This is a genomic window from Franzmannia qiaohouensis, assembly GCF_031451695.1.
GTDB lineage: Bacteria > Pseudomonadota > Gammaproteobacteria > Pseudomonadales > Halomonadaceae > Franzmannia > Franzmannia qiaohouensis.
The window spans coordinates 148,247-166,104 of sequence record NZ_JARWAM010000003.1; the positions used below are offsets into that span (position 1 = coordinate 148,247).

At 67.8% G+C, this 17,858-nt stretch carries 21 protein-coding genes; 6 read left to right on the forward strand and 15 right to left on the reverse strand.

From position 1 onward, the window contains the following. Positions 1-24: 24 nt before the first annotated feature. Positions 25-240, reverse strand: a complete 216-nt coding sequence (rpsU, locus tag QC821_RS04835) for a 30S ribosomal protein S21 (protein WP_016416934.1) — start codon at positions 238-240, stop codon at positions 25-27. 286 nt (positions 241-526) lie between these two features. On the opposite strand from rpsU, the gene tsaD reads away from it, so the two are divergent. Continuing rightward, a complete protein-coding gene (gene tsaD / locus QC821_RS04840; protein WP_309717774.1) occupies positions 527-1,573 on the forward strand; it encodes a tRNA (adenosine(37)-N6)-threonylcarbamoyltransferase complex transferase subunit TsaD in 1,047 nt (348 codons plus the stop codon). Between the two features lie 93 nt (positions 1,574-1,666). On the opposite strand, the gene plsY is transcribed toward tsaD, so the two are convergent. Beyond that, entirely contained in the window at positions 1,667-2,287 is a 621-nt protein-coding gene (gene plsY / locus QC821_RS04845; protein ID WP_309717777.1) for a glycerol-3-phosphate 1-O-acyltransferase PlsY, read from the reverse strand. A gap of 138 nt (positions 2,288-2,425) precedes the next feature. Here plsY and folB point away from each other — a divergent pair, with 138 nt between their 5' ends. Together folB and folK are read left to right on the forward strand one after the other, a co-directional pair. Further along, a complete protein-coding gene (gene folB / locus QC821_RS04850) occupies positions 2,426-2,785 on the forward strand; it encodes a dihydroneopterin aldolase (RefSeq protein WP_309717780.1) in 360 nt (119 codons plus the stop codon). Continuing rightward, positions 2,785-3,315 carry a 2-amino-4-hydroxy-6-hydroxymethyldihydropteridine diphosphokinase gene (gene folK / locus QC821_RS04855; protein ID WP_309717783.1) on the forward strand — a complete coding sequence of 177 codons (531 nt, stop codon included), beginning with the start codon at positions 2,785-2,787 and terminating at the stop codon, positions 3,313-3,315. The genes folB and folK overlap by 1 nt, the downstream gene beginning before the upstream one ends. Before the next feature lie 16 nt (positions 3,316-3,331). Here folK and QC821_RS04860 read toward each other — a convergent pair whose 3' ends face one another. The 8 genes from QC821_RS04860 to QC821_RS04895 all read right to left on the reverse strand — a co-directional run bounded on the left by QC821_RS04860 (position 3,332) and on the right by QC821_RS04895 (position 11,495). Continuing rightward, complete coding sequence (locus QC821_RS04860; protein WP_309717786.1) at positions 3,332-4,474, reverse strand: tRNA nucleotidyltransferase/poly(A) polymerase-related protein; 1,143 nt, start codon at positions 4,472-4,474, stop codon at positions 3,332-3,334. A gap of 2 nt (positions 4,475-4,476) precedes the next feature. Then, positions 4,477-4,806 carry a thiosulfate sulfurtransferase GlpE gene (gene glpE, locus QC821_RS04865; protein WP_309717789.1) on the reverse strand — a complete coding sequence of 110 codons (330 nt, stop codon included), beginning with the start codon at positions 4,804-4,806 and terminating at the stop codon, positions 4,477-4,479. A gap of 31 nt (positions 4,807-4,837) precedes the next feature. Next, the gene (locus QC821_RS04870; protein WP_309717792.1) at positions 4,838-5,647 is read right to left on the reverse strand and encodes a symmetrical bis(5'-nucleosyl)-tetraphosphatase; all 810 of its coding nucleotides are present in this window, start codon (positions 5,645-5,647) and stop codon (positions 4,838-4,840) included. A gap of 50 nt (positions 5,648-5,697) precedes the next feature. After that, positions 5,698-6,087 (reverse strand): Co2+/Mg2+ efflux protein ApaG, encoded by a 390-nt coding sequence (gene apaG / locus QC821_RS04875; RefSeq protein ID WP_309717795.1) that lies wholly within the window; start codon positions 6,085-6,087, stop codon positions 5,698-5,700. Further along, positions 6,084-6,890: a 16S rRNA (adenine(1518)-N(6)/adenine(1519)-N(6))-dimethyltransferase RsmA gene (gene rsmA, locus QC821_RS04880; RefSeq protein ID WP_309717798.1), complete on the reverse strand. Its 807-nt coding sequence runs from the start codon at positions 6,888-6,890 to the stop codon at positions 6,084-6,086. The genes apaG and rsmA overlap by 4 nt, the downstream gene beginning before the upstream one ends. A 40-nt stretch (positions 6,891-6,930) precedes the next feature. Beyond that, positions 6,931-7,968 (reverse strand): 4-hydroxythreonine-4-phosphate dehydrogenase PdxA, encoded by a 1,038-nt coding sequence (gene pdxA / locus QC821_RS04885; protein WP_309717802.1) that lies wholly within the window; start codon positions 7,966-7,968, stop codon positions 6,931-6,933. Between the two features lie 2 nt (positions 7,969-7,970). Then, entirely contained in the window at positions 7,971-8,960 is a 990-nt protein-coding gene (locus tag QC821_RS04890; RefSeq protein WP_309717805.1) for a peptidylprolyl isomerase, read from the reverse strand. Positions 8,961-9,062: 102 nt separating this feature from the next. Next, on the reverse strand, positions 9,063-11,495 hold the full coding sequence (locus QC821_RS04895) for an LPS-assembly protein LptD (RefSeq protein WP_309717808.1): 2,433 nt from the start codon (positions 11,493-11,495) through the stop codon (positions 9,063-9,065). Positions 11,496-11,658: 163 nt separating this feature from the next. On the opposite strand from QC821_RS04895, the gene QC821_RS04900 reads away from it, so the two are divergent. The 3 genes from QC821_RS04900 to QC821_RS04910 are packed head-to-tail and all read left to right on the forward strand — an operon-like array spanning position 11,659 to position 13,783. After that, positions 11,659-12,672 carry an aminoglycoside phosphotransferase family protein gene (locus QC821_RS04900; RefSeq protein ID WP_309717810.1) on the forward strand — a complete coding sequence of 338 codons (1,014 nt, stop codon included), beginning with the start codon at positions 11,659-11,661 and terminating at the stop codon, positions 12,670-12,672. Next, positions 12,669-13,346 (forward strand): N-acetylmuramate alpha-1-phosphate uridylyltransferase MurU, encoded by a 678-nt coding sequence (gene murU / locus QC821_RS04905; RefSeq protein ID WP_309717813.1) that lies wholly within the window; start codon positions 12,669-12,671, stop codon positions 13,344-13,346. The genes QC821_RS04900 and murU overlap by 4 nt, the downstream gene beginning before the upstream one ends. Before the next feature lie 17 nt (positions 13,347-13,363). Next, on the forward strand, positions 13,364-13,783 hold the full coding sequence (locus QC821_RS04910; RefSeq protein WP_076746554.1) for an OsmC family protein: 420 nt from the start codon (positions 13,364-13,366) through the stop codon (positions 13,781-13,783). Positions 13,784-13,824: 41 nt separating this feature from the next. On the opposite strand, the gene coq7 is transcribed toward QC821_RS04910, so the two are convergent. The 5 genes from coq7 to phaR all read right to left on the reverse strand — a co-directional run bounded on the left by coq7 (position 13,825) and on the right by phaR (position 17,802). Continuing rightward, positions 13,825-14,466, reverse strand: coding sequence for a 2-polyprenyl-3-methyl-6-methoxy-1,4-benzoquinone monooxygenase (coq7, locus tag QC821_RS04915; RefSeq protein WP_309717820.1), 642 nt, complete (start codon positions 14,464-14,466; stop codon positions 13,825-13,827). 144 nt (positions 14,467-14,610) lie between these two features. After that, complete coding sequence (locus QC821_RS04920; RefSeq protein WP_309717823.1) at positions 14,611-14,952, reverse strand: histidine triad nucleotide-binding protein; 342 nt, start codon at positions 14,950-14,952, stop codon at positions 14,611-14,613. 24 nt (positions 14,953-14,976) lie between these two features. Then, positions 14,977-15,849 carry a phosphoribulokinase gene (locus QC821_RS04925; protein WP_095621737.1) on the reverse strand — a complete coding sequence of 291 codons (873 nt, stop codon included), beginning with the start codon at positions 15,847-15,849 and terminating at the stop codon, positions 14,977-14,979. 126 nt (positions 15,850-15,975) lie between these two features. Continuing rightward, a complete protein-coding gene (gene purD / locus QC821_RS04930; RefSeq protein ID WP_309717829.1) occupies positions 15,976-17,262 on the reverse strand; it encodes a phosphoribosylamine--glycine ligase in 1,287 nt (428 codons plus the stop codon). 90 nt (positions 17,263-17,352) lie between these two features. Beyond that, entirely contained in the window at positions 17,353-17,802 is a 450-nt protein-coding gene (gene phaR, locus QC821_RS04935; RefSeq protein ID WP_076746549.1) for a polyhydroxyalkanoate synthesis repressor PhaR, read from the reverse strand. Positions 17,803-17,858 lie beyond the last annotated feature (56 nt).

Consider the following 17,858-nt stretch of genomic DNA (forward strand, 5'->3'; position numbering starts at 1 on the left):
GACGTCGACCGCTCCCAGTACGGATCAATACAACCGTTCGAAACGCTTGCGCTCACGCTGCAGCTTCTTGGCGTGACGCTTGACGGCGGCTGCGGCCTTGCGCTTGCGCTCGGCAGTCGGCTTCTCATAGTGCTCGCGACGACGCACTTCGGAGAGAACACCGGCTTTTTCACAGGAACGCTTGAAGCGACGCAGAGCGACGTCGAACGGCTCGTTATCACGTACTTTGACAGAAGGCATTAAGCACTCACCTACCTTGGAATCATGAGTTCGGTTTGAACGCACGCCCTGGGGACCACGTCCCTCACGCGTTTCGTCACTGGCTGGCTTCGCCATGAAACATGGCAAGGCAGCAAAAGGGAGAAGCGAAAGAAAGAGTGCATCCCGGGCGCACGACCCAGTCTTACAGCGCACAGTAGTCTAGTCGTCGACTGCGGGGTTTGCAAATTTCCCGAGCAGACGCTGCCCCCAGCCACGCAAAGCACGTAGAATAAGCGCCCCACAGCGACCACGGAAGCCAGCCACGATGCGCGTACTGGGGATCGAGACCTCCTGCGACGAAACCGGCGTCGCCCTGTTCGACAGCCAGCGCGGCCTGCTCGCCGACGCCCTATATAGCCAGGTGGCAATGCATGCCGACTTCGGCGGCGTGGTGCCGGAGCTGGCCTCCCGCGACCACACCCGGCGCCTGCTGCCGCTGATCGACGAGGTGCTCGGCGAAGCCGGCCTGGGCCGCCACGACCTCGACGGCATCGCCTATACCGCCGGCCCCGGCCTGGTTGGCGCGCTGATGGTGGGTGCCGCCACCGCCCACGGCATGGCACATGCCCTGCAGATTCCGGTACTCGGCGTGCATCACATGGAGGGGCATTTGCTGGCACCCATGCTCGAGGCCGATGCCCCGGCCTTTCCGTTCGTCGCGCTGCTGGTCTCGGGCGGCCACACCCAGCTGGTCGAGGTGCTCGGCCTGGGCCGCTACCGCCTGCTCGGCGAGTCGCTGGACGATGCCGCCGGCGAGGCCTTCGATAAGGCCGCCAAGATGCTGGGTCTCGACTACCCTGGCGGCCCCCAGATCGCCCGCCTGGCGGAACACGGTGACCCCAAGCGTCTGCGCTTCCCGCGGCCGATGACCGATCGCCCGGGGCTCGATTTCAGCTTCTCGGGGCTCAAGACCCATACCCTGACCGCGATCCGTCAGCTCGATGCCGCCGGCGAACTCGACGACCAGGCGCGTGCCGACGTGGCCCGCGCCTTCGAGGAGGCGGTGGTGGATACCCTGGTGATCAAGTGCCGCCGCGCACTGGATGTCAGCGGCCAGTCACGCCTGGTGGTGGCCGGCGGCGTCAGCGCCAACCGGCGTCTGCGCGAGCGCCTCGACCGCGAGTGCGCCAAGCGCGGAGCCCGGGCCTACTACCCGCGCGGGCGCTTCTGCACCGACAACGGCGCCATGATTGCCTATGCGGGAGCCCAACGTCTGCTGGCCGGCGAGCACGACAGCGCCACCATGCTCGCCGTACCGCGCTGGCCGCTGGCGGATCTAACCCCGCCTGCCAGTACGCCAACCCCGCAATGATCGCGCTATTTATGTTCAGAACCCAGCGCCTATTGGCCGGCGAACGCGACAGCGCCACCATGCTCGCCGTACCGCGCTGGCCACTGGCGGCGCTTACTCCTCCGGCGGGTTAGTGCGCCGCTCGAGACGCGGCTCGCCGCCACGCCCCAGGCGGCGGATATTCCAGACATGGCGCGTCACCACCAGCAGCGCGAAGGCACTGACCACCCACACGTAGTCCGGGGCCAGCCACCAGCTGGCCAGCGGCGCCAGACAGGCCGTGGCCAGCGACGCCACCGCAGCAGTGCGCACCCTCCAGGCCAACAGCGCCCACAGCAGGGCGCACAGCAGCGCCACCCACGGCGTCAGCACCAGCAGCACGCCGAAGGCACTGGCTACCGCCTTGCCGCCACGAAAGCGATGCCACAGCGGATAGCTGTGGCCCAGCAGCACACCCAGGCCGACCAGCCCCTGGGCCCAGGCCGGCAGCGCCACGCCCTTGGCCAACCACAGCACCGGCATGCCCTTGGCGGCATCCAGCGCCAGCGTGGCCAACGCCAGGCGGGCGCCGTACAGGCGTAGCACATTGGAGAAGCCCGGGTTACGCGACCCGGCCAGTCGCGGGTCGCGCACTCCCGCCCAGCGGCAGACGCTGATCGCCCCCAGCCAGCCGCCGCAGGCATAGGCCAGCGCCATCAGCATCAGGGTAACCATCAGCAGTTCGACTAACGACATGGCAAGCGCGCCGCGGCGAAGGATGTCTCGATTCTGCCAGCCTTGCCCGCCCAGCGGTAGCCGTGCCTTCCTATCGTTGGCGACATGGCTACAGTACAATCGCCGCTCGTTCGTCAGACAGCAGGATGGGAGACAGGGATGCGCAGCGATCGAGTGATCATCGAATCACTGGCAGTGGAGACCGTGATAGGGGTCTACGACTGGGAGCGTGAGATCCGCCAGCGGCTGGTGCTCGACCTCGAGCTGGCCACCGACATCCGCGCCGCCGCCGCCGCTGACGATATCACCCTGACCCTCGACTATGCCGCCATCAGCCAGCGCATTGCCCGTTTTGCCGACGAGCAGGCATTCGCCCTGGTCGAGACCTTCGCCGAGCGCCTTGCCACCCTGCTGCATGACGAGTTCGCCATCGCCGGGCTGACGCTCACGGTGCGCAAGCCCGGCGCCGTGGCCGAGGCGGCCGCGGTAGGCGTGCGCATCGCGCGGGAGTGGTCCTGATGGCGCTGGTGACGGTCAGTATCGGCAGCAATATCCAGCGCGACCACCACGTGCGGGTGTGCCTGGACGCCCTCGCCGAGGGCTTTGACGCCCTGCAGATCTCGCGGGTCTTCGAGAGCGAGCCGGTGGGATTCGAAGATGGGCGCAATTTCTACAACCTGGTCGCGGCCTTCGAGACCCAGCTCGGCGTGGGCGAACTGCAGCGCTGGTGCAAGACCCTCGAATACGCCAACGGCCGGCGCAAGGACAGCCCCAAGTACAGCCCGCGCACCCTCGACATCGACCTGCTCACGGTGGGCGATGCCTGCGGCCTGGTGGACGGCGTGGCGCTACCCCGCGACGAGGTCGACAAACATGCCTTCGTGCTGCGGCCGCTGGCCGAACTGCTGCCCGACCAGCACCACCCGCTCAATGGCCAGCGCTATGCGACTCTCTGGGCACGCTTCGCCGAGAGCGAGCTGGCTCTCCAGCAGCCGCTGTGGCCGGTGGATTTCGTGTGGCAGGGCAGGACCATCTCCAGCGCCCGCTAGTCGACACGGGAACAGTTCACACCAGAGCGTCGGCGATCACCTGCCAGCGCCGCCGCCGCACCTCCTCGCCCAGCGCCTTGCCGCGATAGCCCTCCTCGAGCAGCAGCCGCGGCACCACCTGCTGGGCCAGCCGCCAGGCCAGCGCCAGGTCATCGGCCAGCGCAGGGCGCTCGAGGCTGACCAGCGAGATCAGCGGTACCACCCGCGCGCCGCGCCGCCAGGCATCAATGGCGTCCAGCCAGCTGAGGATCTCCGCTGCATCGGGATTTTCCTGGCGCCATAGCCCGCGGCTCAGCGCCACCTGCCGCGCCAGGTCGACGTAGGCATTGGGCAGCCGCAGGCGCTTGGCCAGGGCGTCGCGCTGATCGTCGGCGAGGTGCTCGACCAGCCGCGCCCAGCGCCAGCGCGGCAGTGCCCCGGCAAGGTCGTCGAGGGGCTCTTCCGGGACCCGCGCAAGGCGCGCCAGGGCAGCGGCGAGCTCATCCGAGTCGCCGCCGAGTTCTGGCATCAGCCGTGCCAGGGCGCCACAGGCATCGAGAATCGTGAAGTAGGCCGCAGGGTGCGGCTCGCCGAGGGCCTTTTCGGTTTCCCCCCAGACGCGTTCGGCGACCAAGTGAGCAAGCTCGCCGCTAGCCGCCAGCTCGCGCATCAGCGCCAGGGTCTCGTCGGCGATGGTAAACCCCAGCCCCTGGTAGCGCGCCAGAAAGCGCGCCGCGCGCAGCACCCGCAGCGGATCCTCGGCAAAGGCCGGCGACACATGGCGCAGCACTCGGGCCTCGAGGTCGTCGCTGCCGTGAAAGGGGTCGACCAGGCCACCGTCGGCATCCTCGGCCATGGCGTTGATGGTCAGGTCGCGGCGCGCCAGATCCTCTTCGAGGGTCACCTCCGGGCTGGCGTGCACCACGAAGCCGGTATAGCCGTGACCGGCCTTGCGCTCGGTGCGCGCCAGGGCGTACTCCTCGTGACTCTGCGGATGCAGGAACACCGGGAAGTCGCGGCCCACCGGCTTGAAACCGCGCCGCTGCATCTCCTCCGGGGTGGCGCCCACCACCACCCAGTCGTTGTCGTACACCGGCCAGCCGAGGCGTGCATCGCGCACCGCACCGCCGACCCGATAGACCTCGAGCCCAGCGGTGTAGCGGTCGCTGGCGGCGCCCATTGTCAGTGCGCCACCCGGGTCGGGTGGCGCTGCGCCCAGTCGCTGAAGCCGCCGTCGAGGCTATACACCTGTCGATAGCCCTGCCCGGCCAGCCAGGCAGCGGCCTGCTGGCTGGAGTGGCCGTGGTAGCAGACCACCACCAGCGGCCGGTCGTGGGGCGTCTGGTCGAGCAGCGCACCGGCGCTGGCGTTGTCGAGGTGGCGGCTGCCCGGGATGTGCCCCTGGGCAAAGCTCATCGGGTCGCGAATGTCGACCAGCGTCAGCGAGGCCTCGGCGTCGAGCCAGTCGGCTAGCGTGGTGGGGTCGAGGTGCTCGAAGGGGGTGTCGCTCATGGGTGTCTCCTGTGGCATGGCTGCTGCAGTCTCAGCGCTGCTGGCTGGGTACGCTGATACGTTCACCGCTATCGAGGTCGAGCGCCGTCAGGCTGCCGCCCCAGACGCAGCCGGTATCCAGGGCCTCGGCGCGCACCCGAGCGCCTGGCGTATGCCCCTCGAGGGCCGCCCAGTGGCCGAAGATGATCTGCGGGTCGTCGGCGCGCGGGTAGCTGAACCAGGGGGCAAAGCCCCGCGGCGCCGAGTCGAGGCCCTCCTTGGCGGCAAAGTCCAGGCAGCCGTCGGCGTCGATGAAGCGCATGCGGGTAAAGGCGTTGACGATCACCCGCAGCCGCTCGATGCCGTCGAGGTCGTCACGCCAGCAGGCCGGCTGGTTGCCGTACATCTGCTCGAGGAAGGCCCCGCCATGCTCGCTGCCCAGCCGTTGGCGCACTTCATCGGCCAGCCCCAGCCCCAGCGGCAAAGACCACTGCGGCAGGATACCGGCATGCACCATCAGCTGCTCGCCCTCGGCCACCGCCAGCGGCTGCTGCATCAGCCAGTCGAGCAGGGAGTCGCGGTCGGCGGCGGCGAGGATGGCGTCAAGGGTATCGCTGCGCTTGAGCGTCGCGCCACCCCGCGCCACCGCCAGCAGATGCAGGTCATGGTTGCCCAGTATCACGCGCGCCGCGTCGCCCAGGGCCCGCACTTCGCGCAGGCAATCGAGGGAGCCCGGGCCGCGGTTGACCAGGTCGCCGGCCAGCCACAGCTGGTCGCGATGCGGGTCGAACGCCAGGCGCTCGAGCAGTGCGACGAATTCGCGGTGGCAGCCCTGCAGGTCGCCAACGGCGTAGCGCGCCATGGTGCTCTCCTTGCTCTGCTTTGGGTGTCGGCGGCGGTGGCAGCCGGCTGTCAGTGTACCTGATTGGGCCCGGCCAGACGGAAGGGCGCAATGGCCACGTCGAAGGCCCGCTGGGCGGTGGTATCGATGCAGGTATAGGCGCCCTCCATGACCCCTACCGGGCCATCGAGGATCGCCCGGCTGGTGTAGCGGAAGGTCTGCCCCGGAGCGATCAGCGGCTGCTTGCCGACCACGCCCTTGCCGCGCACTTCCTGCACCTTGCCGCTGCCCTGGGTGATCTTCCAGTAGCGCGCCAGCAGCTGCACGCTGCTCGATGAATGGTTGTGCACGGTGATCGTGTAGCTGAACACGAAACGCCGCTCTTCGGGCGAGGACTCCTCCTCACGGTACTGCGGGTCGACGTCGACGTGTACGCCCTTGGGCAATGGCAGGCGGCTCATGGCGTGGCCTCCGCCAGGTGGTTGGCGATGCGCACGAACTCCTCGATGTGCAGCGTCTGGGGGCGTCGCGCCGGATCGATCTCCAGGCCCGTCAGCGCCTCGGCAGTGATGCGCCCCTTGAGATTGTTGCGCAGCGTCTTGCGGCGCTGGCCAAAGGCTTCGCGCACCACTTCGAACAGCATGCGCTCATCAAGGGCCGGGTGCGGCAGTTCAGGGTGCGGGGTCAGGCGCACGATGGCCGAATCGACCTTGGGCCGCGGCACGAAGGCCTCCGGCGGCACCACAAACAGCGAATCGACCCGGCAGCGGTACTGGGCCATGACCGAGAGTCGCCCCCAGTCGGGTCCGCCGGGCGTTGCCGCCAACCGCTCGACCACCTCCTTCTGCAGCATGAAGTGCATGTCGGCAATCGCCTCGCGCTGCTCGAGCAGGTGCACGATCAGCGGAGTGGAGATGTTATAGGGCAAATTACCCACCACCCGCAGCGGCTGGCCGTCGCCCTTGAGCGCGGCGAAATCGAATTTCAGCGCATCGCCCTCGTGGATCGTGAAATCCGGATAGTTGAAAAACTGCACGCGCAGCCCGGGGATGAGGTCGCGGTCGAGCTCGATGACCTCGAGGCGCCCGCCGGCGGCATCCAGCAGTGGCTCGGTGAGCGCCCCCTGCCCGGGACCGATCTCGACCAGGCGCTCGCCGTCGCGGGGAGCGATGGCACGCACGATGCGCGAGATGATGCCGGGGTCGCGCAGAAAGTTCTGGCCGAAGCGCTTGCGGGCCCGGTGTACGGGAGGGCGAGATGACATGCGGGTTGGCGTCCTCTATGGGTCAGGCGAAAATCATGGATCAGGCGCTAGCGGCCCGCGCGGCGGCCATCTCGGCAGCCAGATTGAGTGCCACCGCAAGGCTGCCGCCATCGGCGCCTCCGCTGGCAGCGAGATCGAGGGCGGTGCCGTGATCCACCGAGGTGCGCACGATCGGCAGGCCCAGGGTGATATTGGCACCGCGACCGAAGCCGGCGTACTTGAGCACCGCCAGGCCCTGGTCATGATACATCGCCAGCACCGCATCGACGCCGGCCAGATGGCGCGGCGTAAACAGGGTGTCGGCGGGTAGCGGGCCATCCAGGGTCAGCCCTTCGCCGCGCAGCGCCTCAAGGGTCGGGGTGATCACCTCGAGCTCCTCGCGCCCCAGGTGGCCATCCTCGCCGGCGTGGGGGTTGAGACCGCACACCGCGATGCGCGGTCGGGCGATGCCGAAATCGCAGCGCAGGTCGTGGTCGAGAATCCGCAGCACCCGGCCAAGTGACGCCGGGGTAATGGCATCGGCCACGTCGCGCAGCGGCAGGTGGGTAGTGGCCAGCGCCACCCGCAGCCCGGGGTCGCCCTGCCAGCCAGGCTGTCGGGCATGCAGCGCATCGTCGGTGGCCAGCATCATCACCACCTCGTCGATGCCGCAGGCGTCGCGCAGGTACTCGGTATGGCCCGTGAACTGCGTCCACCCGGCCTCGATGATCACGCCCTTGTGCAGCGGCGCGGTGACCATCGCAGCCGCGCACCCTTCGCGGCAGGCCGCAATCGCCACATCGAGACACTCGAGCACATGCCCGGCATTGGCCACCGACAGCGTGCCGGCCTGGCAGGGCGCCCTGAGGGCGACCGGCCAGAGCGATAGCCGCCCCGGCGCCATCTGCGGCGCCTCGCCGTCGGCCAGGGCCACCACTTCGACCGCCAGGTCGAGCTGCGCGGCACGCTGGCGAAACAGCTCGGGATCGCCGATCGCCAGCCACGGCCGCCCCACCTGGGCGCCGACGGCTGCCAGCCCAAGGATCAGGTCGGGGCCGATGCCGGCGGGCTCGCCGGCGGTGATCACCAGCGGGCGCATGCTTACAGGCGTACCTCGACGAAGGCATCGGCGCGGATTTCCTGCAGCCAGATATCCAACTCGTCGTTGGCCTTGCGCTGGAACAGCGCCTGGCGGGCCTGGTCGCGCTGATTCTGGCCGCTGGCCGACTGGCCGCTCTGCTCACGATCGAGCAGCTTGACGATATGGAAGCCGCTGGGGCTGCGCAGCGGCTGGCTGAACTCCCCCACCTCGAGCTGCGGCACCGCCTCGGCGAACACGCTGGGTACCTCACCGGCCTCGCGCCAGCCGATTTCGCCACCGTCGAGAGCCTGGCCGCCGTCGGACTCGGCGGCAGCCAACTGGGCGAAGTCGGCGCCGTGTTCCAGCTCACCGCGCAGCCGCTGGATGGTCTGCTGGGCCTCGCTTACCTGGTCGCTGGTCGGCGACTGCGGTAGCGCCACCAGGATATGCGCCAGGCGATAGCGCACCCCCTGGTTGGCCCCCTGCTGGTCGAGGTAGCGATCCACCTCGCGCTCGCTGACGTTGACCCGGCTGCCCACCTGGCGCTGCTGCAGCTCGCGCATGATCAGCTCACGTCGCACTTCCTCGCGCACCGCCGCCAGGCTCAGGCCGTCCGCCTCCACCGCATCGGCGAACTGGTCGAGGGTCATATTATTGCTCTCGGCGATCGAGCGCACCGCCCGGTTGAGCTCGGTGTCGTCGACGCTGAGGTTGGCGCTGCGCGCCATCTGCAGCTGGATCTCTTCATTGATCATCTGCTCCAGCACCTGACGACGCAGCGTCTGGTCGGGAGGCGAGTCGATGCCGCGACCGGTGAGCTGGCTGCGCGCCTGCTCCACTCGCTGCTCGAGCTCGCTGGCCATGATCGCGCCCTGGTTGACCACCGCCACGATTCGATCGAGCGGCTGAATCGACTGAGCCCAGGCGGCCGGCGCCAGCAACAGCAGGCCGATGGCCAGCATCAGCCAGCTTGTCACCGCGAGCCGCGGGGAGGAATGTCGACTGCGCATAGCTACCTCATTTACTCTCATCATTGACTCTCTGCTCGGCGTCCCGCTGCTAGGCGGGACACGATGTATCCATGCGCCGTTGCCAGGACAACGGCGGCGGCATTAGAACTGGGTCGCCCGATAGCCGGGGATCGCCTCTTCGAAATAGCTGTCCGCGTCGCGCCCAACGCCACCCAAGCCCTTGAACACGAAGCGCAGGAAGATACCGCGATCGGTGAAATCATCGTCGATCCTCGCCGTATCGTTGTCGTCGACCCATTCACGCCACACCAGCTGCAGCCCGTAGCAGCAGTCGTTCCACTGCACCCCGGCCAGCTGTTCCAGGGCCCGGCTGTTGGTATGGTCGTACGTGAAGCGTCCGATCACGTCCACTCGCGGGCTGATGCGATAGGCACCGGAGACATCGTACTCCTCACGGTTGTAATCAAGCCGGTCCTCTTCATCCAGCGACGGATCGAACCCTTCGAGTTCCCAGCGGTAGCCTAGGTTCAACACGTGGCCGCGCGGATCGCGATAGCGCAGGTCTACCGAGTTGCGCTCGGTGAGACGCCGCTGCTCATCGTAAAGCAGCTCGTAGCCGGCACTCCAGCGGTCGGTGACCTGCCAGTCGAGCCGGGTCACCACCGGCGAGCGGTCACGAGTGGCATTGTAGCGACGCTCGAAATTCCTCTCCGGGGGCAGGGTGTCGGGGTCACCGTTCATGTCGATGGTGCGATCATCGAAGTAGGTGGCCTGCCCTACGCCCAGCGAGAAGCGCTCGCGTCCGCTTTCATCGGCCAGGAAGCGAGTGCTGACGCCATAGGAGAGTCGATTGAGGTCACCAACCCGATCCGCCCCGGAGAAGCGATGCGGCGACCACAGCTGGTTCCAGGAGAAGGCTCGCTCATTGGTATCGAACTCGGGAAACTCGCTCTGGTCCCGGGCCGGCACGTAGGCGTAGTTGAGACGCGGCTCCAGGGTCTGGCGGTAGCCGTTGTCGCGCACGTCGAGTTCACGCTCGAAGATCAGGCCGGCGTCCACGGAGGTGACCGGCACGGTGCGTGTCAGACTGGTGTCGCGGTCGGTCTGGCGATCGCCATAGTCGACCTCGTAGGCGGTGTGCAGCATCTCCACACGCGGCTCGAGAAACCCCCAGCTCGGCTCGCCCCGCCAGCCGAATGCCGGCGAGAGATGCACACGCCCGCCGGTCGCCGACTCGCGCAGCGGCACGCGGGTTTCATCCACATCGCGCCAGAAGTAGGTGGCATTGGAGCGCCACTGCTGATAGAGCCCGTTATCCTGGCGCCAGGTGGCATTGGCGGTCAGGCTGGGGAGCCGATAGAAGGGCTTGTCGCGGTCGCGCAGCGGGTCCTCCAGCTTCTGGAAGCCCTGGGCACGCGCCTCGAGCCGCCACAGGCTGCCGCGATAGTCGAGCTGCGCCAGGCGCGGCATGTTCTCGGTCTCCTGCTCGCCGAAGTCACCGCCGTAATCCTCGAAGTAGCGGCCATCGCTGGCGCCGCCGTAGCGCAGCCGGTAGCGCAGCTGGGGAGAAAAACGCCCCTGATGCTGATAATCGATATACCAGCGATCCTCGCCTTCGAAGCGCCGGCTGGGGTTGTTGGGATCGCGCGCCGAGCCACCCTGATCATCGGCCAGGTAAGCACCTTCGATCTGGCCTTCGTCGCTGTCGAACAGGTAGCGGAACTCGCCCCCGAGCAGCAGGCCTCGATCGGAGATCCAGCGCGGGGTCAGGGTGGCGTCGTAGTTGGGCGCCAGATTGAAGTAGTAGGGCTGGGCGAAGTCCAGCGAGTTGCTGGAGATCCCCAGGGTCGGCCAAAGAAAGCCGCTCTGGCGCCGGTCATCAATGGGAAAGCGCACCCAGGGCCAGTAGAACACCGGCACGTCGGCCACCTCGAGCCGCGCGTGGCGCGCCGTACCGAAGCCGCTCTCCTCGTCGAGAACCACGTCGTTGCCGACCAGCTGCCATAGGTTGTCGCCGGGGTCGCAGGTGGTGAAGCTGGCCTCGGTCATGCGGTAGCGACCGTCGTCGAGGCGCTCGAGGCGCTGCGCCCCGCCGCGCAGGCGCTGGTCGTGCAGGACGTAGTGGGCGGTATCGACCTCGGCCTGGTCGTCGACCAGCGACAGCTCGGCGGCATCCCCGCGCAGCAGCAGGCCCCGGTCGCGCAGCGTCACCGGCCCCGAGGCGAAGGCGCGATCACGCTCGGCGTTGACCCTGACCCGGGGTGATTCGAGCTGGCTCTCGCCGCGGCGCAGCACCACCTCACCGCCAAGAATCGTCTCGCCATCCTCGCCGTAGCTGGCATCGTCGGACTCCGAGCGCGCCTGCTCCGGGCTCGGTGCAGCATCGATACGGTAGTCGGGCATCACGTAGCGCCCGCGGCACAGCGCATCGGCCGGGGCCTGCTCTCCCCACGGCTGCCAGTCGAGGCGCTCGGCCGGAAGCGGCGGCGGCGGTGCGGCGTGGGCCGTCATGACCCACAGGCCGGAGCCGCTGGCGAGCCCGACCAGGGCAGTCCAGGAGAGTCGCTTGCCCATGTTTCTCGATGTCCTTGGCGAGTGAAATCGGTATTATACAGAGCGCGTTACGGCTGTCGCCCGCGACTGGCCCTTATCGCCGTTGGCGTCTGGCTCAGCATGCGGTGGCGCCCGCGGCCCGTCAACCGCTGACACCGGCACGGCCCCTCGACCAGGAGTTTTCATGCCCCACACGCCTCGCCTCACCGCCCTGGCCAACTGGAGCGCGGCCCGCCACGGCCTAGCGGCGGGCAGCGTCGATCTGCAGCTGGCCGCCGGTGACGCCAGTTTTCGCCGCTACTACCGTCTGAGACTGCCCGACGGCACCACGCGGATGCTGATGGATGCCCCGCCGGCGCAGGAAGACAGCGCACCTTTTCTGCGCATCGCCGAGCAGTGGCGCGACGCCGGCCTGCCGGTGCCCCGTGTCCATGCGGCCGACCTTGAGCAGGGCTTCCTCGAGCTCGACGACCTTGGCGATGCCCCGCTCAACGCACGCCTCAGCGACGCCGCCTACGATGACGCCGAAACGCTGCTCGATGCGCTGCAGAACCAGGCGCCGCTGGACGGCCTGCCGGCCTATGATGCCGCCCTGCTCGGCCGCGAGCTCGACCTGTTCCCCGAGTGGTGCCTGGCTCGGGTGGTCGACCTCGCAGCGCCTGTCCAGTGGCCGGTCTGGCGTCAGCGCTTGATCGAGATGGCGCTGGCCCAGCCGCGGGTCGCGGTGCATCGCGATTTCGACGCCATGAACCTGATGTGCCACCGCGAGCAACTCTATGTCATCGACTTCCAGGACGCCGTGGCCGGGCCACTCAGCTACGACCTTATCTCGCTGCTACGCGGCCGCTACCGGCGCTTCGACCTGGACGATTTCGGGCGGCGCTGCGAGGCGTTTCGCCAGCGCGCCCTGGCCGACGGGCGCCTGACCAGCGACGAGGGTGCCAAGGCGTTTCGCCGCCAGGTCGACGCCATGGCCGCCCAGCGCTGCCTCAAGGTACTGGGTATCTTCTGCCGCCTAACCCTGCGCGACCACAAGGCGGGTTATCTGGCGCGCCTGCCGCACTTCGTGGCCCACCTCGAGGATAGCCTGGCGCCCCACGCCGAGTTCGCCGCTCTCGCTGACTGGCTGCAGGGTCAGTTCCAGCCGGCGCTGACAAGCGCGCTGCAGGCACGCGACGTCGAGGCAGCGTACCAATGAAGGCGATGATCCTGGCTGCCGGGTTCGGCACCCGCATGCGCCCCCTCACCGACCACTGCCCCAAGCCGCTGCTGCCGGTGGCCGGCAGGCCGCTGATCGTCCACCAGCTGGAGCGGCTGGCCGCCGCGGGCATCGATGATATCGTGATCAACGTCAGCTACCGCGGTGAGCAGATCATCCAGGCGCTGGGCGACGGTAGCGACTACGGCGTGCGCATCGCCTGGAGCCGCGAGGAGGCGCCGCTGGAGACCGGTGGCGGCATTCGCCAGGCGCTGCCGCTGCTCGGCGAGGCGCCGTTCCTGCTGGTCAACGGTGATATCTGGTGTGATGCCGCGCTCGACGCCATGCCGGCACTGGAGGGGGGCCTGGCGCACCTGTGGCTGGTCGACAACCCCGACCACCATCCGGCCGGCGACTTCCATCTCGATGCCCGTGGCGGCGTCCACGTCGAGGGCTCGCCGCGTCTGACCTTCGCCGGCCTCAGCCTGCTCGACCCGGCGCTGGTCGCCGACCAGCCGCCGGGCGCTTTCGCCCTGGCGCCGCTGCTCAAGCGTGCCATGGATGCGGGCCAGGTTCGCGGCCAGCACTTCCGCGGCACCTGGGTCGATGTCGGCACGCCGGCGCGCCTTTATGCCCTCGATGCCCAGCTACGACGCACGCCCTCCGCTCACTGAAACAGAAGGACCGCGATATGAAAGCCAGTGTCAAATGGACCGATGGTCGCCAGTTCGTTGCCGAGTCAGGCAGCGGTCACAGCGTGGTGATCGACGGCCCGCCGGACCACGGCGGCCGCAACACCGGCCCACGCCCGATGGAGATGCTGCTGATGGGTCTCGGCGCCTGCACCTCCTTCGACGTGCTGGAGATCCTCGAGAAGTCCCGCGCCCCGGTCAGCGACTGCGTGGCCAGCATCGAGGCCGAACGCGCCGACAGCGTGCCCAGCGTCTTCACCAGGATCCACGTGCACTTCACCGTCACCGGCCGCGGCCTCAAGGAAAAACAGGTGGAGCGCGCGGTGTCACTGTCGGCGGAGAAGTACTGCAGCGCCTCGATCATGCTCGCCCAGGGCGGCGTCGAGATCAGCCACGCCTATACCATCGTCGAGGAGTAAGGCAAGCGACCTGCCTCCAACGCCTCTGCCAGAGCCGCCGGTTAAATCCTGTAGACGCTCTGGGTCATGGCCTTGGAGACCAGCCGCATGCCCAGCTTGACCGGTAGCGGAAAGCGCGCACCGCCGGCCTCCAGTGCCCAGCGCTCGTGGTGCGCCTCGTCCTCGCGCATCTTCTCGAGGATCGCCCGCGAGCGGCGATCCGCCGCGGGCAGCTCGTTCAGGTGCTCGTCGAGGTGCTTGCCGACCTGCTCCTCGGTGGCGGCCACGAAACCCAGACTGACCCGGTCGCCCACCGCCCCAGCCATCGCCCCCAAGCCGAAGGAAGCGGCGTAGAACAGCGGATTGAGCAGGCTGGTACGGCCATCGAGTTCCTGCAGGCGCGCATCGCACCAGGCCAGGTGGTCGATTTCCTCCTGGGCGGCGCGCTCCATCTGCTCGCGGGTGTCGGGTAGCTTGGCGGTCAGGCCCTGCCCCTGATAGAGCGCCTGGGCGCACACCTCGCCGGTGTGATTGATACGCATCAGGCCCACCGTATGCTCGCGCTCGGCCTCGCTGAGCGACGCCTCGGGCAGCTCGCCAGCCGGCGACGGCCGCGCGGGCTGGGCGGCGTGGGGCACCAGGGTGCGCAGCACGCTATCGAACTGGCCGATCCACTGGTCGGTGGTGGAGAGTGGGCGTGACATGGTGGATGCCTCCTGGCAGGAATGATGGCCTTGGCCACGCAGCAGACGGCCGCCCAAGGGCGGCCGTCCGTTACTGCAGTTACGAAAGGTATGCACCGATGCGTCGCAGCGCTTGCTGGTGGCGCGGAGTCCGCGGAGCGCCGGCTAGCCAGCCGGCCAAGTGAAGCGGCGACCGCCCATCAGGTGCATATGTATATGGTAGACCGTCTGGCCGCCATTTTCATTGCAGTTCATCACTACCCGATAGCCCTCTTCGGCAAATCCCAGCTGCTTGGCCAGCTTGGCGGCCACCAGCGGCAGGCGCCCGACCAGCGCCTGATCCTCCTCGGTGAGATCGTTGAGGGTGGCGATCGGCTTCTTGGGGATGATCAGGATATGCGTCGGGGCCTGGGGGTTGATGTCGTGGAAGGCCAGCACCTGATCGTCTTCATAGACGATATCGGCGGGTACTTCGCGCGCGATAATCTTGCTGAACAGCGTAGACATGGGCGACTCCTGGCAAAGGTTCGGTCAACGAAAGCGCCGCTGGGCGAGCAGGTGGCGCAACAGCGGGGCGAGAATCAGCTCCATGGCCAGCGGCATCCGCGAACCGGGCACCACCAAGGTGTGCGGGCGGCTCATGAAGGCGTCCTGAATCATCGCCAGCAGGTAGGGAAAATCCACCGCCGAGGGGTCGCGGAAGCGGATCACCACGAACGACTCGGCGTCGGTGGGGATATCCTGCACCTCGAAGGGGTTGGAGGTATCCACGGTCGGCACACGCTGGAAATTGATATGCGTGCGCGAGAACTGCGGCTGGATATAGCGTACATAGTCGTGCATGCGCCCCAGGATGGTGTCGATCACCGCCTCCTGGGAGTAGCCGCGCAGCTTGGTATCGCGGTCGATCTTCTGTATCCACTCCAGGTTCATGGTCGGCGCGACCCCCACCAGCAGATCGACGTGGCGGGCGATATCCAGATCGGCGGTCACCAGGCCACCGTGCAGCCCTTCGTAGAACAGCAGGTCGGTGCCGCAGGGCAGCGGCTGCCAATCGGTGAAGGTGCCGACCTGATGGCCGGCCTCGACCATGCGCTTGTCTTCGGCGTGGATATAGTGCCGGTAGGTACCGGTACCCTGCTCGCCATACTCCTGCAGCAGCGTCTCGAGGCGATCGAGCAGGTTGGCCTCGACGGCGAAGTGCGACAGCTCGTCGGTGCGCTCCGGTTCCTCGCGAAACATCCGCGCCAGCTCATCGCGGGTATAGCGGTGGAAGGCATCGCCGTCGACGAAGGCGGCATGCACGTCCTCGCGGGCGAACATGCGCTCGAAGGTGCGCCGCACCGTGGTGGTGCCGGCCCCCGAGGAGCCAGTCACCGCGATCACCGGGTACTCGCGGGACATCAGTCGCGCCCCGCGCTGGAGTGACGGCGTAAGTGCCGGGTGGCAGCAATCATCATGGGCCTCTCCGGTTGTTGTTGTCAGCGGCAGCTGGAGTGCCGGCAAGCGAAGCGTTCAGGATGACGCCATTCATGCCTCGCGGGCAATGGCACGATAGGCGATATCGCGACGCAGCAGCACCTCGGGCCAGTCGATGGCCGCCGCGCCGCGGTAGGCCAGATCCCGCGCCTGGGAGACGCTGTCGCCCAGCGCGGTGACACACAGCACCCGGCCGCCGCTGGTCACCACGCGCCCCTCGGCGTCGCTGGCGGTGCCGGCGTGAAAGACCTTGCAGCCCGTTTGCTCGGCGGCCTCGAGGCCATCGATCACGTCACCCTTGCGATACTCCCCCGGGTAGCCGCCGGCGGCCAGCACCACGCCCACCGCCGCACGCGAGTCCCACTCGCAGCGCGCCGTGTCCAGTTCGCCGCGGGTCGCGGCCAGGCACAGCGCCGCCAGGTCGGACTGCAGGCGCAGCATGATCGGCTGGGTCTCGGGATCGCCGAAGCGGCAGTTGTACTCGATCACCTTGGGGTTGCCCTCGGCGTCGATCATCAGGCCGGCATACAGGAAGCCCACATAGGGGTGGCCCTCGGCGGCCATGCCCTCGACGGTGGGAGCAATGACCTGCGCCATGATGCGCTCATAGACCGCCGGAGTGACCACCGGTGCCGGCGAGTAGGCACCCATGCCGCCCGTGTTGGGGCCAGTATCGCCGTCGAAGGCGCGCTTGTGATCCTGGCTGGTGGCCATCGGCAGCACGTGCTTGCCGTCGACCATGACGATGAAGCTGGCCTCCTCGCCGTCGAGGAACTCCTCGATCACCACCCGCGCACCGGCATCGCCGAAGGCGTTGGCCTCGAGCATATCGCGGATCGCCGCCTCGGCCTCGGCCTCGCTCATGGCCACGATCACGCCCTTGCCGGCCGCCAGGCCGTCGGCCTTGATCACGATCGGCGCGCCCTTCTCGGCCAGGTAGGCCAGCGCCGGGGTTATCTCGGTGAAGGTGGCGTAGTCGGCGGTGGGAATCGCATGGCGCGCCAGGAAGTCCTTGGTGAAGGACTTCGAGCCCTCGAGCTGGGCGGCGGCCCGGCTGGGCCCGAAGATGGCCAGCCCAGCGGCCTGGAAGCGATCGACCACGCCCTCGACCAGCGGCGCCTCGGGACCCACGATGGTCAGCTCGATGGCCTGCTGGCGGGCAAATGCCTCGAGCCCAGCCAGATCATCGGCCGCCAACGCGACGTTTTCGAGCTTGGGCTCGCCGGCCGTACCGGCATTGCCCGGCGCCACGAAGACCCGCTCCACGGCAGGAGACTGGGCGACCTTCCAGGCCAGGGCGTGTTCGCGGCCACCGCCGCCGATGATCAGAACCTTCATCTACAGACCTTGCTCGACAGATTGATACGCAGGATGGGAAAGATTTTGGGCCGACAGTATGCCAGAAGCCTGGCAGGCTGTCGGCCGCCATTACTCCTCGTCGTCCTTGCGCTGCTGGCCCTGGTTGATGGTCTGCTGCCAGAAGCGCATGTTCTCCTCGGCCAGCTCGCGCATCAATTCCATCGGTGAATGGCGCATGGCCTGCTGCCATTGATCCTGCATGCGCTGCTGCTGCTCCATCATCAACCGCGTGCCCTGCTCCAGATAGCGCGCCAACGGCAGCGGCTGGGACATGGCATAGACCCGGATCAGCTGCTCCAGCAGGTCATTGGAGAACACCTCCGACTCGCCGTCGGCCTGCTCCTGCTCGATGATGATCGAGAGCAGGATGGTCCGCGTCAGATCCTCGCCGCTCTTGGCATCCTCGACGCGAAACGGCACCTCGTCGAGAATCAACCCACGCAGGTCCTCGAGGGTCACATAGCGGCTCTGCTCGGTATCGTAGAGACGGCGGTTGGCATACTTGCGAATCACGCGCACGGCGCTGCTCCTTTATCCATTGTTACGGGTATTGTGCACCGGCTGGCCGACCATGC

Bases quoted from the DNA above. Each gene is read 5' to 3' on its own strand.
- QC821_RS04925 (WP_095621737.1), bottom strand. From the start codon at position 15,849: ATGTCCCGCGAGTACCCGGTGATCGCGGTGACTGGCTCCTCGGGGGCC.
- rpsU (WP_016416934.1), bottom strand. From the start codon at position 240: ATGCCTTCTGTCAAAGTACGTGATAACGAGCCGTTCGACGTCGCTCTG.
- QC821_RS04900 (WP_309717810.1), top strand. From the start codon at position 11,659: ATGCCCCACACGCCTCGCCTCACCGCCCTGGCCAACTGGAGCGCGGCC.
- pdxA (WP_309717802.1), bottom strand. From the start codon at position 7,968: ATGCGCCCGCTGGTGATCACCGCCGGCGAGCCCGCCGGCATCGGCCCC.
- QC821_RS04920 (WP_309717823.1), bottom strand. From the start codon at position 14,952: ATGTCTACGCTGTTCAGCAAGATTATCGCGCGCGAAGTACCCGCCGAT.
- rsmA (WP_309717798.1), bottom strand. From the start codon at position 6,890: ATGTCATCTCGCCCTCCCGTACACCGGGCCCGCAAGCGCTTCGGCCAG.
- plsY (WP_309717777.1), bottom strand. From the start codon at position 2,287: ATGTCGTTAGTCGAACTGCTGATGGTTACCCTGATGCTGATGGCGCTG.
- glpE (WP_309717789.1), bottom strand. From the start codon at position 4,806: ATGAGCGACACCCCCTTCGAGCACCTCGACCCCACCACGCTAGCCGAC.
- QC821_RS04860 (WP_309717786.1), bottom strand. From the start codon at position 4,474: ATGGGCGCCGCCAGCGACCGCTACACCGCTGGGCTCGAGGTCTATCGG.
- tsaD (WP_309717774.1), top strand. From the start codon at position 527: ATGCGCGTACTGGGGATCGAGACCTCCTGCGACGAAACCGGCGTCGCC.
- coq7 (WP_309717820.1), bottom strand. From the start codon at position 14,466: ATGTCACGCCCACTCTCCACCACCGACCAGTGGATCGGCCAGTTCGAT.
- QC821_RS04870 (WP_309717792.1), bottom strand. From the start codon at position 5,647: ATGGCGCGCTACGCCGTTGGCGACCTGCAGGGCTGCCACCGCGAATTC.
- QC821_RS04890 (WP_309717805.1), bottom strand. From the start codon at position 8,960: ATGCGCAGTCGACATTCCTCCCCGCGGCTCGCGGTGACAAGCTGGCTG.
- apaG (WP_309717795.1), bottom strand. From the start codon at position 6,087: ATGAGCCGCCTGCCATTGCCCAAGGGCGTACACGTCGACGTCGACCCG.
- QC821_RS04910 (WP_076746554.1), top strand. From the start codon at position 13,364: ATGAAAGCCAGTGTCAAATGGACCGATGGTCGCCAGTTCGTTGCCGAG.
- folB (WP_309717780.1), top strand. From the start codon at position 2,426: ATGCGCAGCGATCGAGTGATCATCGAATCACTGGCAGTGGAGACCGTG.
- QC821_RS04895 (WP_309717808.1), bottom strand. From the start codon at position 11,495: ATGGGCAAGCGACTCTCCTGGACTGCCCTGGTCGGGCTCGCCAGCGGC.
- murU (WP_309717813.1), top strand. From the start codon at position 12,669: ATGAAGGCGATGATCCTGGCTGCCGGGTTCGGCACCCGCATGCGCCCC.
- purD (WP_309717829.1), bottom strand. From the start codon at position 17,262: ATGAAGGTTCTGATCATCGGCGGCGGTGGCCGCGAACACGCCCTGGCC.
- folK (WP_309717783.1), top strand. From the start codon at position 2,785: ATGGCGCTGGTGACGGTCAGTATCGGCAGCAATATCCAGCGCGACCAC.